The 14,827-nt window shown below is 67.1% G+C and carries 9 protein-coding genes and 1 pseudogene; 7 read left to right on the top strand and 3 right to left on the bottom strand.

Annotated elements, in window-relative coordinates; genetic code table 11:
• Positions 1–64 precede the first annotated feature (64 nt).
• A complete protein-coding gene (locus ACO05L_RS12390; protein ID WP_421729469.1) occupies positions 65–2,416 on the top strand; it encodes a bifunctional diguanylate cyclase/phosphodiesterase in 2,352 nt (783 codons plus the stop codon).
• Between the two features lie 89 nt (positions 2,417–2,505).
• Positions 2,506–4,548, top strand: coding sequence for a TonB-dependent receptor (locus tag ACO05L_RS12385; RefSeq protein ID WP_421729468.1), 2,043 nt, complete (start codon positions 2,506–2,508; stop codon positions 4,546–4,548).
• 58 nt (positions 4,549–4,606) lie between these two features.
• Here ACO05L_RS12385 and ACO05L_RS12380 read toward each other — a convergent pair.
• Positions 4,607–4,770: pseudogene (locus ACO05L_RS12380) on the bottom strand (IS5/IS1182 family transposase); the annotation flags it as partial.
• 204 nt (positions 4,771–4,974) lie between these two features.
• Here ACO05L_RS12380 and ACO05L_RS12375 point away from each other — a divergent pair.
• Both ACO05L_RS12375 and ACO05L_RS12370 read left to right on the top strand, forming a co-directional pair.
• The gene (locus ACO05L_RS12375; protein WP_421729467.1) at positions 4,975–5,214 is read left to right on the top strand and encodes a hypothetical protein; all 240 of its coding nucleotides are present in this window, start codon (positions 4,975–4,977) and stop codon (positions 5,212–5,214) included.
• Between the two features lie 94 nt (positions 5,215–5,308).
• Positions 5,309–5,929: a TetR family transcriptional regulator C-terminal domain-containing protein gene (locus ACO05L_RS12370; protein ID WP_421729466.1), complete on the top strand. Its 621-nt coding sequence runs from the start codon at positions 5,309–5,311 to the stop codon at positions 5,927–5,929.
• Here ACO05L_RS12370 and ACO05L_RS12365 read toward each other — a convergent pair.
• Positions 5,926–7,542 carry a phytoene desaturase family protein gene (locus ACO05L_RS12365; protein ID WP_421729465.1) on the bottom strand — a complete coding sequence of 539 codons (1,617 nt, stop codon included), beginning with the start codon at positions 7,540–7,542 and terminating at the stop codon, positions 5,926–5,928. The two genes, ACO05L_RS12370 and ACO05L_RS12365, sit on opposite strands and share 4 nt — an antisense overlap.
• Before the next feature lie 10 nt (positions 7,543–7,552).
• Complete coding sequence (locus ACO05L_RS12360; protein ID WP_421729464.1) at positions 7,553–8,734, bottom strand: aromatic ring-hydroxylating oxygenase subunit alpha; 1,182 nt, start codon at positions 8,732–8,734, stop codon at positions 7,553–7,555.
• 234 nt (positions 8,735–8,968) lie between these two features.
• Here ACO05L_RS12360 and ACO05L_RS12355 point away from each other — a divergent pair, with 234 nt between their 5' ends.
• The 3 genes from ACO05L_RS12355 to ACO05L_RS12345 all read left to right on the top strand — a co-directional run bounded on the left by ACO05L_RS12355 (position 8,969) and on the right by ACO05L_RS12345 (position 14,810).
• Positions 8,969–10,993, top strand: coding sequence for a tetratricopeptide repeat-containing sulfotransferase family protein (locus tag ACO05L_RS12355; protein WP_421729463.1), 2,025 nt, complete (start codon positions 8,969–8,971; stop codon positions 10,991–10,993).
• Positions 10,994–11,121: 128 nt separating this feature from the next.
• Positions 11,122–13,422, top strand: coding sequence for a TonB-dependent receptor (locus ACO05L_RS12350; protein ID WP_421729462.1), 2,301 nt, complete (start codon positions 11,122–11,124; stop codon positions 13,420–13,422).
• 47 nt (positions 13,423–13,469) lie between these two features.
• Positions 13,470–14,810 (top strand): amino acid permease, encoded by a 1,341-nt coding sequence (locus ACO05L_RS12345; RefSeq protein ID WP_421729461.1) that lies wholly within the window; start codon positions 13,470–13,472, stop codon positions 14,808–14,810.
• Positions 14,811–14,827: the final 17 nt, after the last annotated feature.

Below are 14,827 nucleotides of genomic sequence, written 5' to 3'. Positions count from 1 at the left end.
TGATCAGTCGTCGTTGATTAGGAGCTTGGCCGTAAACAGACGCCCAGTTTCCCCGAGTATCTGTATGCGCTTCCTCTCATGCCTGACCGACGGTCATGATCTCTGGCTCGTCGCCCTGGCGGCCGGCCTGTGCCTGCTTGGCGCGTTCATCACTGTCAGGCTGTTTCAGAAACTGCGACACGCGGATCAGGGCTCGCGCCTGGCCTGGATGTTTCTGGGCGCCCTGACATCAGGTGCGACGGTCTGGTGCACCCATTTCGTGGCCATGATCGCTTATCGGCCGGGCGTGGACGTCGCCTACGAGCCGGGCCTGACGGGGCTGTCCCTGGCCGTCGCCATTTTCGGCAGCGCCGCCGCCCTTTGGGTCGGTAGCGGACGCCGACGCGGGGCGGGCGAGGTGGGTGGTCTGATGTTCGGCCTGACCGTGACGGCCATGCACTATGTCGGCATGGACGCCTTCGCAGCCGAGGCCCTGATTCAGTGGTCCGCCGTCTATGTCGCCGTGTCGGTGATCGGCTCGGTGATGTTCGGCGTCGGCGCCTTCAACCGGGCCTGCGCAGCCGGGTCAACCGGATCGACCCTGCCCGCGGTTGGGCTGATGGTCTGCGGCATCGTGGCCCTCCACTTCATCGGCATGACGGCGATGACGATCATTCCGCTGGCTCCGAACGTGGGCGACATCACGGGCGATCAGGCCAATCTGGTGCTGGCCTTCGCCGTCGCCGCGGTGGGCCTGCTGGTCCTCGGCACCGGAATCGCCAGTCATGCGCTGGACGTCCAGGCGCGTGTCCAGGCGCGTCTGCGACTGGAACAACTGGTGGAAGGCAGCGTCGACGGCATGGTCGTCGCACAGGAAGGCCGGATCATCGCTGCCAATGCAGCCTTCGCCATGCTGGTCGATCATCCCCATGGTCTCGTCGTGGGCGAGCCGGTTGCACGCTGGTTCCAGACCACCGAAGACCTGGCGGTCGACGGCCTGACCCAGTCCGTGCTGGACGGAGCCGCTGGCGAAATTCCGGTCGAGATCGCCGTCCGCAGCGAGGTGCGCGAATCCGGCTCGGCTATACTGACCATCTATGCCGTGCGGGATCTGCGCGCGCGCATGGCGCAGGAGCGCCGCATCACTCATCTGGCCCGCAACGACAGCCTGACCGGCCTGCCGAACCGCGCCTCGTTCCTGGAATGGCTGAGCCGCCAGACCGCCGACGAAGTCGCGAATCCACACATCGCCCTGCTGGCCATCGACCTCGACCGCTTCAAGGAGGTCAACGATATCCACGGCCACGCGGCGGGCGATCAGCTTCTGGTTCGGATCAGTGAACGCATGAGGGCGGCGATCCGGCCTGGCGAGTTCATCGCGCGTCTGGGCGGCGACGAGTTCGTGGCCATGACCCCGGTTTCACGGCGCGAGGATGCCCTGGATCTGGCAAGCAGGCTGCGTCTGGCCATCACCGAACCCGTCGACCTGGGCCACGCGGAGGTCGCCTGCGGCATGAGTGCGGGCGTCGCGGTTTGGCCTCAGGACGCCGCCGATATATCGGCCCTGATCAACAATGCCGATCTGGCCATGTACCGGGCCAAGGCCGCCCTGACGACAGATGTCTGTTTCTACGAAGAGGAGATGGACGAGGCGGTCCGCAATCGCCGGCGTGTCGTTCTGCAACTGCGCGAGGCCTTGGACCGCAATGAGTTCAGCCTGAACTGGCAGGTCCAGGCCGATGCCGAAACCGGCGACGTCACGGGCTATGAGGTCCTGCTGCGCTGGCGCCAGGCGGACGGCTCCTTTATTTCGCCCGCCGACTTCATTCCCCTGGCCGAGGAAACCGGCCTGATCCTGCCGATCGGAGAATGGGTGCTGCGGACAGCCTGCGCCGAGGCGGCGACCTGGGCCGAGCCGCACAAGATCGCGGTCAACCTGTCGCCAATCCAGCTGGGTCACGTCGATCTGCCGCGCCTGGTGCATCAGATCCTGATCGAGACGGGCCTGGCCCCCTCGCGGTTGGAGCTGGAGATCACCGAGACGGCGATGATCACCGACCTAGACCGCACGACCCACATCCTGCGGCAGTTGAAACTGCTGGGTGTCTCCATCGCCATGGATGACTTCGGCACCGGCTATTCGTCCCTGTCCACGCTGCGAGCCTTCCCGTTCGACAAGATCAAGCTGGACCGCTCGTTCATGTCGGAGCTGAACGGCGGACCTCAGTCGGCGGCCATCATTCGCGCTGTGCTGGCCCTGGGCGAGAGCCTGGGCATCCCGGTTCTGGCCGAGGGCGTGGAGACGATGGAACAACTGACCTTCCTGCGCGACCAGGGTTGCGACGAGGTGCAAGGGTATCTGCTGGGCCGCCCCATGCCGGTCGCCGACAGCCAGATTCCCAACGCAGTGCTCCATGCCTGGAGCAAGGCGGCCTGAGCGCAGGCGACGTCCATCCCGCCTGAGACGGATCGTCCTGTCCGTTGATAGGTGGTGTCTTTTCCGGCCCGCCCGGACCATGCTGCCCCATGATTCAGGATCTGCCCGCCGACCTGCCTGACGTCGTGGTTACGGCTGCGCGATTGCCGCCCGCCGCCGGTGACGCGGCCTTCTCTGTCATTCGCCTGGACCAGGCCGAGTTGGGCCGCGCGGTGCGGCTGGATGAGGCCCTGGCCAGCGTGCCGGCGGTGTCCCTTTTCCGCCGTACGTCCAGCCTGGCGGCCAATCCGACGACCCAGGGCATCAGCCTGAGAGCCATCGCGCCATCCGGCGCCGGCCGCACCCTGGTCACCCTGGACGGCGTGCCGATCAATGATCCGTTCGGCGGCTGGGTCCTGTGGTCCCAGGTTGCGCCAGAAAGTCTGGAAAGCCTCGACGTGGTGCGCGGCGCGGGCGCGGGCCCCTATGGCGCCGGAGCCCTGACGGGCGTGATCCAGTTGCGCGAACGTGACCGGCCCGGTGGGGTCCTGGACGTGTCCGTGGGTGAGGACGGTGGTCGCCGCCTGGGCGCCGCCACGACCCTGACGCAAGGCCGCGTGTCGATCACCGGCTCGGCCCTCTACGACCAGTCGAGCGGCTATACACCTGTGCGCGGAGACGCGGCGGGCGCTGCCGATACGCCGCTGAGCCTGCTGGCCAAGAGCGCCGCCCTGCGCGTCGATGTCGCCGTGGATGACGTCACCGCACTGTCGTTGCGAGCCTCGGCCTATGATGAGGAGCGGGGTTCGGGTCTGTTGAACACCCGATCGGCCGCCAGCGGCCACGGCTATTCAGCCACCCTGGCCCGCACGCCTACCTCCGGTCGGCTGGGATGGCGGGCCCAGGTTTGGCGGCGCGAGAGCGATTTCTCGAACACCTCGGCCTCCGTGGCGTCGGATCGCTCCGGCACCACACCCGCCAACAATCAGTACGCCACCCCCGCCGTCGGCTGGGGTCTGAATGGTGCGGTGCGGGGACGCAGTCCGGGCCTTTGGGGGCAGGCCGTCGAGTGGGAGGTCGGCGCTGACGCCCGCTTCAACGAAGGCGAGACCCAGGAGCGGTTTCGCTTCATGCCCGTGCCCTCGGGCGGCTCGGTTTTCACCCGCGACCGCTTCGCGGGCGGCGAGACCTCTGTGGTCGGGGCCTATGCCGAGGGTTCCCTGACAAAAGGTCCGTGGCTGATCGCCGGGGGTTTGCGCGTCGATCAGTGGCGCAACGAGAACGGCCGCCGCCTTGAACTCGACCGCGCCACCGGCCTGCCCACGCTGGACGAGACCGATCCCGACCGTTCGGGCGAGGTCGTCAGCGCCCGTATCGCCGCCCGGCGCGACCTGGGGGCCGGGCTGGCCGCCCGCGCCGCCGCCTATTCCGGGTTCCGCCCCGCGACCCTGAACGAGTTGCACCGTCCCTTCCGGGTCGGCAATGACATCACCGAGGCCAACGCGGCCCTGGAGCCGGAGCGGTTGCAGGGCGTGGAGACCGGGCTGTCGTGGGACCGGTCTCGAACCCGTCTGGGCGCGACCTTGTTCTGGAACCGGATCGAGGACGCCATCGTCAATGTGACCTTGGGGGAGGGGCCGGGAATCATTCCCGCCCTGCCGCGCGGTGGGTTCGTGCCCGCAGGCGGCGTTCTGCGCCAGCGCCAGAATGCGGGTTTGATCGAGGCTGTCGGGATCGAGCTGAACGCCGAGCATCGCCTGGATCGCGTGACGCTGATTGGCGCCGTTGCAGCCACCGATGCCGAACTGGATGGTGGATCGGCGGCGCCGCAACTGACGGGATTGCGCCCCGCCCAGGCCCCGGTATGGAGCGCCACCGCCGGTGCGGACTGGCAGGCCGCGGATCGGCTGACACTGTCGATCCGCGCCCGTTACGAAAGCCGACGCTTCGACGACGACCTGAACAGCCGTATCCTGGACGCCGCCCTGACCGCCGATGCGCGGGCGGAGTGGAAGGTGCGTGAGGGCCTGGGCCTTTACGCCGCGCTCGACAATCTGTCTGATGAGATGGCGCCCGTCTCTCGCACCGGCGACGGCATCGAGGGTTATGGCCCGCCGCGCACCTTCCGCGCCGGCCTAAGCCTGAGCTGGTAGGGCGCGCCCGAAAACAGGCAGCTCTGGCCCGCTATTCGCGCAAGGACCTTCTGTCTGTGCCGACCTTCGGTTCGATGCGGTATCGGTTTTTGTATCGACGCTTGTCGTAGCGGATGGGCCCGACCCGGGAATGCAGGCAGTGATGCTGTTGGCCTGCAAGGAGCCCCTGAACCCGTCCGCATCATGGCCCCGGTCGCCGAGCAGCCACTGCGCCCTAGTCAGGATCGCCCGCTCACATCAATGGGGCCTCAGCCTGGGATCGGCGGCATCACGCCCGGCGCCACCGTCGAAACCTGTGGAGTTCTCCTGCGCAAACGGCGGGGGCGGGATGCGTTAAGCATGCTGCCCTCCTGACAGGCCGACCGACTCATCCTGTAGCTGGAAGAAAGGTTCCGGCGGGCTCGGCGGAACAGTTCAGGAGGCTTCATGCCCATGCGCCCCGGGATTTCTTGCCACGCGTTCTCCAGGCTGGAAGACGAGATCATCGGCCTGGGCGGCAAACTGTCGGACTGGCAGTTGATGGAACTGGCCGAAGACTTTCACGCCATGCTGCGACTGCGACGCCAAGCAGTCGGGCCCAGGGCGACGACCACGGATATCTACTTCAGCGACAACGACAACCGGCCTGTTTCACAAACGGGGCCCATGCTGTCCGGCGACAGATAGCCAGCCTGCGGGTGCGGTTTCGACGACCGCCCTTTCAATGGCAAATCATGCCGAAGGTATCGCTCTGAGCCGCAACGCTTTACGAGCACGAGGGATGGCGCGTCCCAGCTACAGACGAATCCAACCCGACGTCCGGCGGCGCGAGCTGATCGAGGCGGCCATGCGGTGTCTGGCCGACAAGGGCGCGGCCGGATGCTCCGTGCGCGCCATCTGTAACGAGGCGGGCGTGTCGCCCGGCCTGCTGACCCACTATTTCACCGGCGTCGACGACCTGATGGCCGCGACCTATCGCGAGGTGGGCGAGCGCGTCGCCGTGACCCTGGCCGAGGCGGTCGAGGCGGCGGGCGAGGGGGCGCGCGACCGGCTGCGGGCCTATGTCGTGGCCAGCTTTCGCCCACCGGTCATGGACCCTGTGCTGCTGGCGACCTGGGTCGCCTTCTGGAGCCTGAGCCGGGGCGATGCGGGCCTGCGCGTCGTGCATCAGGAAATCTACGCCCTGTATCGCGGCGATCTGGAGCCGTTGATCCGCGCCTGCCTGCCCACGGACGCCCGCGACGCAGACGTGCGCTTGATGGGCGTCGGGCTGACGGCCCTGGTCGACGGGCTCTGGCTGGAGCTGTGCCTGGACGGCGGCGCCTTCACCGCCGAAGAGGCCGGCCGGGTGGCCGAACGCTGGCTGGACGATCTCCTGGCCCGGCCTCTGGTGTCCGACTAGGCCCGCTTCAGCATCCGATCCAGCAGCGGGCGGTCAGACAGGATTTCCATCGCCGCATTGTGCCCGGGCGCCCCCGTCACCCCGCCGCCCGGATGGGCGCCGGCGCCGCACAGATAAAGGCCCGTCAGCGGCCCGCGATAGTCGGCCTGGCCCAGGAAGGGGCGGGCGGCCCAAAGCTGATCCATCGACATGGCGCCGTGCATGATGTCGCCGCCCGCCAGGCCGAAGGTGCGCTCCAGATCCAGCGGCGACAGGATCTGGCGACCCAGGATCGAGGCCTTGAAGTTGGGGGCGTGTTTGGTGACCGTGTCGATGATCAGGTCGGCGGCGGCCTCGCGTTCGTCGTCCCAGCTGCGACCGTCCGGCAGGACCGGCGCGAACTGCTGGCAGAACAGGCTGGCGACGTGCTGGCCGGCGGGCGCAAGGCTGTCGTCCACTGTGGATGGAATCAACATCTCCACGATCGGCGCCTTGGACATTCCGTACTGTTTGGCGTCGAGGAAGGCGCGGTCCATGTAGTCCAGGGTCGGGGCCAGGATGACGCCGCTCTGGTGGTGTTCCCCGACCGTCTTGCCGGGCAGGCAGGTGAAATCGGGCAGTTCCGACAGGGCCACATTCATGCGGAAGGTGCCCGAGCCCGCCTTGAAGCCCTTCACCCGGCGCTTGAACTCGACGTCGAGATCCGCTGGGTCGAACAGCTTGTTGTAGAGCAGGCCCGGACCGACATTGGAGATGACGCGGGCGGCCCGGATCTCCTCGCCGGATTCCAGACGGACGCCGACGGCACGGCCGTTATCCACCAGGACGCGCGCGACCGGCGCGTCGAGGTCGATCTGTACGCCCAGTTCCTCGCAGGCCTGACGCATGGCCCCCGTGATCGCGCCCATGCCGCCGATGGCGTGGCCCCAGGCGCCCTTCTTGCCGTTCACCTCGCCAAAGACATGGTGCAGCAGGACATAGGCCGAGCCGGGGGTGTCGGGGCTGGCGTAGTTGCCGACCACGGCGTCGAAGCCGAAGGCCGCCTTGACCGCCTCGCTCTCGAACCAGCCGTCCAGGAAGCTGCGCGCGCTCTTGGCGAACAGGTCCAGCACGTCGCGCTGTTTCGACAGGGACAGCGTGGCCAGCGGGCCGCCCTGGACCACGGCGGCCAGCAGCGACTTGAGCCCGCCGCCGGCATTGGGCGGGGTCTTCATGGCCAGGCTTCGCAGCACGTCGGCGACGCCTTCCAGGGCCTCGTAATAGGCGGGCAGGACCTCGGCGTCGTGATGAGAGAATTTGCGGAATTCAGCCTGGGTCTTCTCCAGTCCGCCGCCCAGTTTCAGATAGCCGCCGTCTTCCTGGGGCAGGAAGTTGGAGATGGGGCGTTCGACGATGCGCAGGCCGCGACGCGGCAGCTCCATGTCGGCGATGACCTTGGGGTTCAGCAGGCTGACGGTGTAGCTGGCCACCGAGTTGCGGAAGCCGGGATGGAACTCCTCGGTCACCGCCGCGCCGCCGACGACGTGGCGCCGTTCCAGGATGCGGACCTTCATGCCGGCGCGCGCCAGATAGAAGGCGCAGACCAGGCCGTTGTGGCCGCCGCCGATGATCACGGCGTCGAGGGGAGCGGTCATGCTGGGTCTCTCACGAAACGGATTTGGGGCGCCGGCTCCAGCCGGACGCGGGACGGTGATGCAGTCGCGCCTCAGGGATCAGGTCGCGGACCTTGCCGGCGAAATGGCGCAGGCAGACCTCCTGTTCGCTCAGGGGACCGACGGTGAAGCTGGGCGAGGCCATGCCGTCCTGAACGCGCTGGATCAGAGCGGTGTCCTCCAGATTGACTTGGCGGTTGACCCGCCAGTTCAGATAGCGCGCCGCCTTCATCTCGCGACGGTCGTCGGGGATGGCGTAGGAGATTTCGCGGATCAGGGTCTCGGTCGGCGAGACCGGCAGGAACTGCATGAAGTCGATCTGGTCCGGATAGATGTCGAAGGCGACGGACGGCCAGAGCTTGAAATAGAGCCAGCGCCGCTGGGCACCCTCGGGCAGGTGGTCCACGTGGGGCAGGAAGTGCTGGTACAGTCGCTCGGACGGATTGTCCGACATGCGCACGCCGATATCGCCCCACATCTTGTCGCACCATGGGCTGGCCTCGACGCCGTAGCTGGCGCCCAGCAGCCGGGTCAGGCCGGGGTGGGCGACGCGGATGTGCAGGCCGTCCGAATAGTTGTCGGCGACATTCTTCCAGTTGACCGTGCGGTGGCGGATGGTGACGCGGCCGATGGCCTGAAGGTCCTCGAACCGATAGGGCGCGATCTCGGCGTCATATGGGGCCATCATCTGGGCCAGGGAGGGGCCGCCGCCTTCCAGTCGGATGAAGACGAAGCCGCGATAGATCTCAAGCTCGACCGGGACCAGTCCCATCGTCGCCTTGTCCAGCGTGGGATAGGTGGCGCCCAGGGGCACGCCCGTCAGCCGGCCGTCCAGTTCGTAGGACCAGGCGTGATAGGGGCAGACCAGCTTGCGCGCGCAGCCTTCATGGCCGTCGACCAGTTTGGATCCCCGGTGGCGGCAGACGTTGGAAAAGGCGCGGACCTGCATGTCCTCGCCGCGCACCACGACAATGCTCTCGCCGAGAAACTCGAGCGTGCGCCAGTCACCGATCTGGGGGATGTCGTTCAGGTGGCAGACGACCTGCCAGGATGGACGCAGCACCCGCGCCTGCTCGACCTCGAAATACTCGGGGTCGTCGTAGATCCAGGCCGGCAGGGTCCAGTCCGCGTCAGGGTCGGCGGGCGTATTGGGCAGGATTTCATGCAGCGACACAGGCGTTCCCCCCAGCGCGGCTTCACTCGCTGTTGTACAAACGTATTATAACACCGAGCCGTGATCAAGCGGTGTTCCGGGGTCGGTTGCGTGCGTCGCACAACCGTGATTACTGTGTGACCGTACAATAAGAAACGCGTGACGAAATAGCGGGCGAATCGGGCTGGGGCGAGATCGGGACGGCACGGAATTCCAGGTCGAACGCTCCGTTCGACCGTGAGCCAGGACGGGGTCATGGGCGCGCAGATGGTGCAGGAGGCTGTGGGAGACCTGGCGACTGCGCTGGCGCATGCCGAACGTCTGTCACGCCGCGAGCCGGCTCTGGCCGAGACCCAGATTCGCGAAATCCTCCGGGCCGTTCCGGGGCAGAGGGACGCCGGCCTGCTGCTGGCGGCGACCCTTCGCACGCAAGGGCGGGCGGCCGACGCCGCCGCCGCCGCGCGCAGCCTGGTCGATAGCCACAGCGGCTGGGCCGCCGCCCATCATGAACTCGGCCTGGCCCTGGCCGCGGACGCAGACGCCGCGGGCGCCATCGCGGCCCAGACGCGCGCCGTGGGTCTGGACCCGCAGATGGGGGTGGCCTGGCGCGCCCTGGCCGATCAGCTTTTCGCAGCCGGAGATGCGGCGGGCGCCGACACGGCCTTCGTCCGCTATGTCTCTGCGACGCGCAAGGACCCCGATCTCGTCGCGGCGGGCGCGGCTCTGGTCGCCAATCGGCTGGACGCAGCCGAGCCCCTGCTGCGGGGCCATCTGCGCCGCCATCCGACCGACGTGGCCGCCATTCGCATGCTGGCCGAACTGGCCGCCCGCATGGGACGCTACGGCGATGCGGAGCGGCTGCTGGCGCGGGCGGTGGACCTAGCGCCCAGCTTCGAGGCCGCCGCGCATCAGCTGGCCCTGGCCCTTTATCGCCAGAACAAGTCGGTCGAGGCGTTGGAGCTGCTGGATCGGCTTTTGGCCCGGCAGCCGGATCATCCGACCTATCTGAACCTGAAGGCCGCATGCCTGGTGCGGATCGGCGAATACGAAGCCGCCATCGAAATCTACGAACGGGTGCTGGCCGAACATTCGCAGCACGCGCGGGCCTGGATGAGCTTTGGTCACGCGCTGAAGACCGTGGGCCGCCAGGACGACTGTATCGACGCCTATCGCAAGGCCATCGCCCTGCAACCGGAACTGGGCGAGGCCTACTGGAGCCTGGCCAACCTCAAGACGGTGAAGTTCACCGCCGAGGACCGGGTCGCCATGCAGGCGCAGCTGGCGCGCACGGACATCAGCGACGAGGACCGGTTTCACCTCGGCTATGCCCTGGGCAAGGCGTTCGAGGACGCAAAGGACTATGCGGCGTCGTTCCGCCATTACGAGGCCGGGGCGGCCCTGCGGCGCAAGTCGGTCCAGTATGACGCCGCCGAGACCACCGATCACGTCGCCCGGTCGCGCGCGGTCTTCACGCCCGAACTGATGGCGGCGGGCCGGCAGGCTGGGTGCCCCGCGCCCGATCCGATCTTCATCCTGGGCCTGCCGCGCGCCGGCTCGACCCTCATCGAGCAGATCCTGTCGAGCCATTCGATGGTCGAGGGCACGATGGAACTGCCCGACATCATCGCCATCGCCAAGGACCTGAGCGGGCGCAAGAAACGCAGCGAGGCGTCGGCCTATCCGGAGATCATGGCCGCCCTGCCGCCGGAGCGGCTGGCCGAACTGGGCGAGGAATTCATCGCCCGGACGCGCGTCCACAGAAAGCAGGGGCGGCCGTTCTTCATCGACAAGATGCCGAACAACTTCGCCCATGTCGGGCTGATCCAGATGATCCTGCCCAATGCCAGGATCATCGATGCGCGGCGCCATCCGATGGCCAACGGCTTTTCGGCCTTCAAGCAGCATTTCGCGCGGGGGCAGGGGTTCAGCTACGACCTGAGCGAGCTCGGCCTCTACTACCGCGACTACGTCGAGCTGATGTCCCACTTCGATGCGGTGTCGCCGGGCCGGGTCCATCGCGTCATCTATGAAAACATGGTCGCCGCTCCGGAGGCCGAGGTCAGGGCTCTGCTCGACTACTGCGGCCTTGAGTTCGAGCCGGCCTGTCTCAAGTTCTACGAGACCGAGCGCGCCGTGCGCACCGCCAGTTCCGAGCAGGTGCGTCAGCCCATCTTCAAGGACGCCGTCGAGCACTGGCGTCACTACGAGCCCTGGCTGGAGCCGCTGAAGGCGGCGCTGGGGCCGGTGCTCGACACCTATCCGGAGGCTCCGCCGATCTAGCCGCCGCACGCCATCGACCACCGCCGGCCGATAACGGCGGGGCCGATCCATTGGACTTCAACGAGGGGATATCGATGAATACCAGAACACACAGGGCGTTGCGCCGGACGCTATGTCCGGCCCTGCTGATGACCACGACCATGCTGTACGGCGTTCCGGCGGCCATGGCCCAGGAGGCGGCGACCACGCTGGACGAGGTGGTCGTCACCGCGCAGAAACGGTCGGAAAACCTGCAGGACGTGCCGATCAGCCTTCAGGTCTTTGGCCAGGAGAAGCTGGAGCAGCTGAACCTTTCGGACTTCGACGACTACGCCAAATACCTGCCCAGCGTCTCGTTCCAGACCTTCGGCCCCGGCGTCGGCAGCGTCTATATGCGCGGCGTGGCGTCGGGCGGCGACGGCAACCACTCAGGCTCCCTGCCCAGCGTCGGCGTCTATCTGGACGAACAGCCGATCACGACCATCCAGGGCGCGCTCGACATCCACATCTATGACGTCGCCCGGGTCGAGGCTCTGGCCGGACCCCAGGGCACGCTCTATGGCGCAAGCTCTCAGGCCGGGACGGTCAGGATCATCACCAACAAACCCGATCCGTCGGGCTTCTCCGCCGGGGTGAACCTGGAGGTCAACACCGTCGCGCACGGCGGCGAGGGCTATGTCGCAGAGGGCTATTTCAACCAGCCGATCAGCGACAACGTGGCCATCCGTCTGGTTGGCTGGTCCAAGACCGACGCCGGCTATATCGACAATGTCCTCGGCTCACTGACCTACCCGACCTCGGGCATCGTCGACACCAACGAGGACGTGGCCGAGGACGACTATAATCAGATCGACACCTATGGCGCGCGCGCGGCCCTGCGGATCGACCTGAACGACAGCTGGACCATCACGCCCTCGATCATGGGACAGGTCCAGAAGGCCACGGGCTTCTTCGGCTCGGACGCCAATGTGGGCGACCTGGCGGTGACCCACTTCAATCCCGAACGCACCGACGACGAGTGGTATCAGGCGGCCCTGGCGATCGAGGGGCGGATCGGCAGCTTCGACGTCACCTATGCCGGCGCCTATATGGAGCGGACGTTCGAGAGCGAGAGCGACTACTCCGACTACGCCTTCTTCTACGACACCCTGTTCGGCTATGGCGCCTACTTCGTCGATGACGCCGGCGATCCGGTGAACCCGTCGCAATATATCCAGGGCGTGGATGGCTTCACCAAACAGAGCCACGAGATCCGCATCTCGTCGCCCCAGGACCGCCGCCTGCGTTTCGTCGGCGGCTTGTTCTATCAGAAGCAGACCCACGACATCTTCCAGGACTACAAGGTCAACGGCATCGGCGACGACATCTCCGTGCCCGGTTACGAGGACACCATCTGGCTGACCAAGCAGATGCGCGAGGATATCGACACCGCCATCTTCGGCGAGGTGGCCTTCGATCTGACCGATCAGCTGAGCGTCACGGCCGGCATACGCGGCTTCCGCTCGGAGAACAGCCTGTACGGCTTCTTTGGCTACAGCGACGGGTTCAGCGGCACCACGGGCGTCGCCGCCTGTGATCCCACCCTGCCGGTTCTGGACGGTTCGCCCTGCACCAATCTGGATAAGGCGATCAAGGAAGAGGACACGGTTCCCAAGTTCAACGTCACCTACAAGCTGGATGACAACAGGCTGATCTACCTGACCTATTCCGAGGGGTATCGCCCAGGCGGGATCAACCGGCGGGGCAGTTTGCCGCCCTATCAGTCCGATTACCTGAAGAACTACGAGTTCGGATGGAAGACCACCCTGTTCGACAATCGGGTCCGATGGAACGGCGCCGCCTACCTGCAGGAATGGGACAATTTCCAGTTCTCGCTCCTGGGCCAGAGCGGCCTGACCGAGATCAAGAACGCGGGCCAGGCCGAGGTCAAAGGCATAGAGACGGACATCACCTGGGCGGTCTCCAGCGGTCTGACCCTGACGGCTTCGGCCGCCTATATCGACAGCAAGCTGACCGAGAACTTCTGCGGCTTCGTCGATGCGGAGGGCAATCCGGAAACCGACTGTCCGGCGCCTGAGGCGCCCGAAGGCTCACGCCTGCCGATCACGCCCGAGTTCAAGGGCAACCTGATCGCGCGGTATGAATGGACGGTCGGCAGTCTGGCGGCCCACGTCCAGGGGTCGATGGTCTATCAGACCAGCGCGCCGGCGGACCTGCGTACCGAACCCGCGGCGATCCTGGGCGACATTCCGTCCTTCACCCTGGTGGATTTCTCGGCCGGACTGGACAGCGGGATCTGGTCGCTGGAGGCCTATGTCAAGAACGCCTTCGACGAGGAGGCGCAGTTGAGCCGGTTCGCCCAGTGCGCCGAGACGGTGTGCGGCGGGGTGACCTATTTCATCCCGACCCAGCCCAGGACCATCGGCGTCCGCGTCGGAAGGCGGTTCTGATGGCGCCCCGTTCGATGACTCATCGCGTAACGGCTCGGGCCTGATCCATGCCGAAGGGAGGTAGCGTACAGGCTCTCGGCTTCTGGATGTGCACGGCTCTGGTCGTGGGCAACATGATCGGGTCGGGCGTCTTCCTCCTGCCGGCGTCTCTGGCGCCCTATGGCTGGAACGCCATCGTCGGCTGGGTGGTGACCATCGCGGGCGGGCTATGCCTGGCGGGCGTGTTCGCCACCCTGTCGCGGCGGTTCCCGCGCGAGGGCGGACCCTATGTCTATACGCGCGAGGCCTTCGGGCGCAGCGCCGGGTTCGTGGTGGCGTGGAGCTACTGGATATCCCTGTGGGTCGGCAACGCGGCCATCGCTGCGGCGGCGGTCAGCTATCTGGCGGTGTTCGCGCCGGGGATGCTGGCCGTGCCGATGCTGCCCGCCATCGTGACCTGCGCCGTGGTCTGGCTGTTCACGGCCATCAACCTGATGGGGGTGCGCTGGGCGGGTGGCGTGCAGGTGGCGACGACGGCGCTGAAGCTGCTGCCGCTGGCGGCCGTGGCGCTGATCGCCGTCATCGTGCTGACCAGCGGTCACGCGCCGCCGGTCCCGCCGCTGAGGATTTCGGACCTGTCGCTCGGCGCGGTTACGGCGTCGGCGGCCCTGACGCTGTGGGCGCTTCTGGGGCTCGAGTCGGCGACGGTTCCGGCCGACAGGGTGAAGGACCCGACCCGGACCATCCCGCGCGCGACCATGGTGGGGACGGTGGCGGCCGGGGTCATCTATCTGGTCGTCTGCGCCGCCGTGATCCTGCTGATGCCCGCGGACCAGGCGGCGGCGTCCAATGCGCCCCTGGCCGATTTCGTGGCGCGCTATTGGCCCGGCGCGGGCGGCGGGACGGCGCGTCTGGTCCTGGCGGCCTTTGCGGCCATCAGCGCGCTCGGCGCCCTGAACGGCTGGATCATGCTGCAGGGTGAGATGCCCTATGCGATGGCGCGCGACGGCGTGTTTCCGCGCTGGCTGGCGAAGCTGTCGCCGCGCGGCGTTCCGGTGCGGGCGCATCTGGTGTCCAGCAGCCTGCTGACCGTGCTGGTGCTGATGAACGGGTCGAAGTCGATGGCGGACCTGTTCACCTTCATCATCCTGTTGGCCACCAACGCCTCGCTGATCGCCTATCTGGCCTGCGCCCTGGCCCTGCTGAAGATGATGCATGAACGCAAGCTGGCGGGCTCGGCGGCGCTGGCGGCGGTCGGGGTTTTGGGCGGTCTCTACGCCCTGGGGGCCATGATCGGCGCGGGCTCGGAGGCGGCCCTGTGGGGCCTAGTCCTGCTGCTTGTCGGCGGCCTCTATCATCTGGTCGCGCGTCGCATCGAGGCGCGCCGGCCCGCCGCGGAATCCAACTGACATACGGCCGACCGGGC

The organism is Brevundimonas sp., from assembly GCF_965227765.1.
Lineage (GTDB): Bacteria > Pseudomonadota > Alphaproteobacteria > Caulobacterales > Caulobacteraceae > Brevundimonas.
The sequence above is the reverse complement of the archived record's forward strand: the minus strand, read 5'-3'. Positions and strand labels throughout refer to the sequence as shown.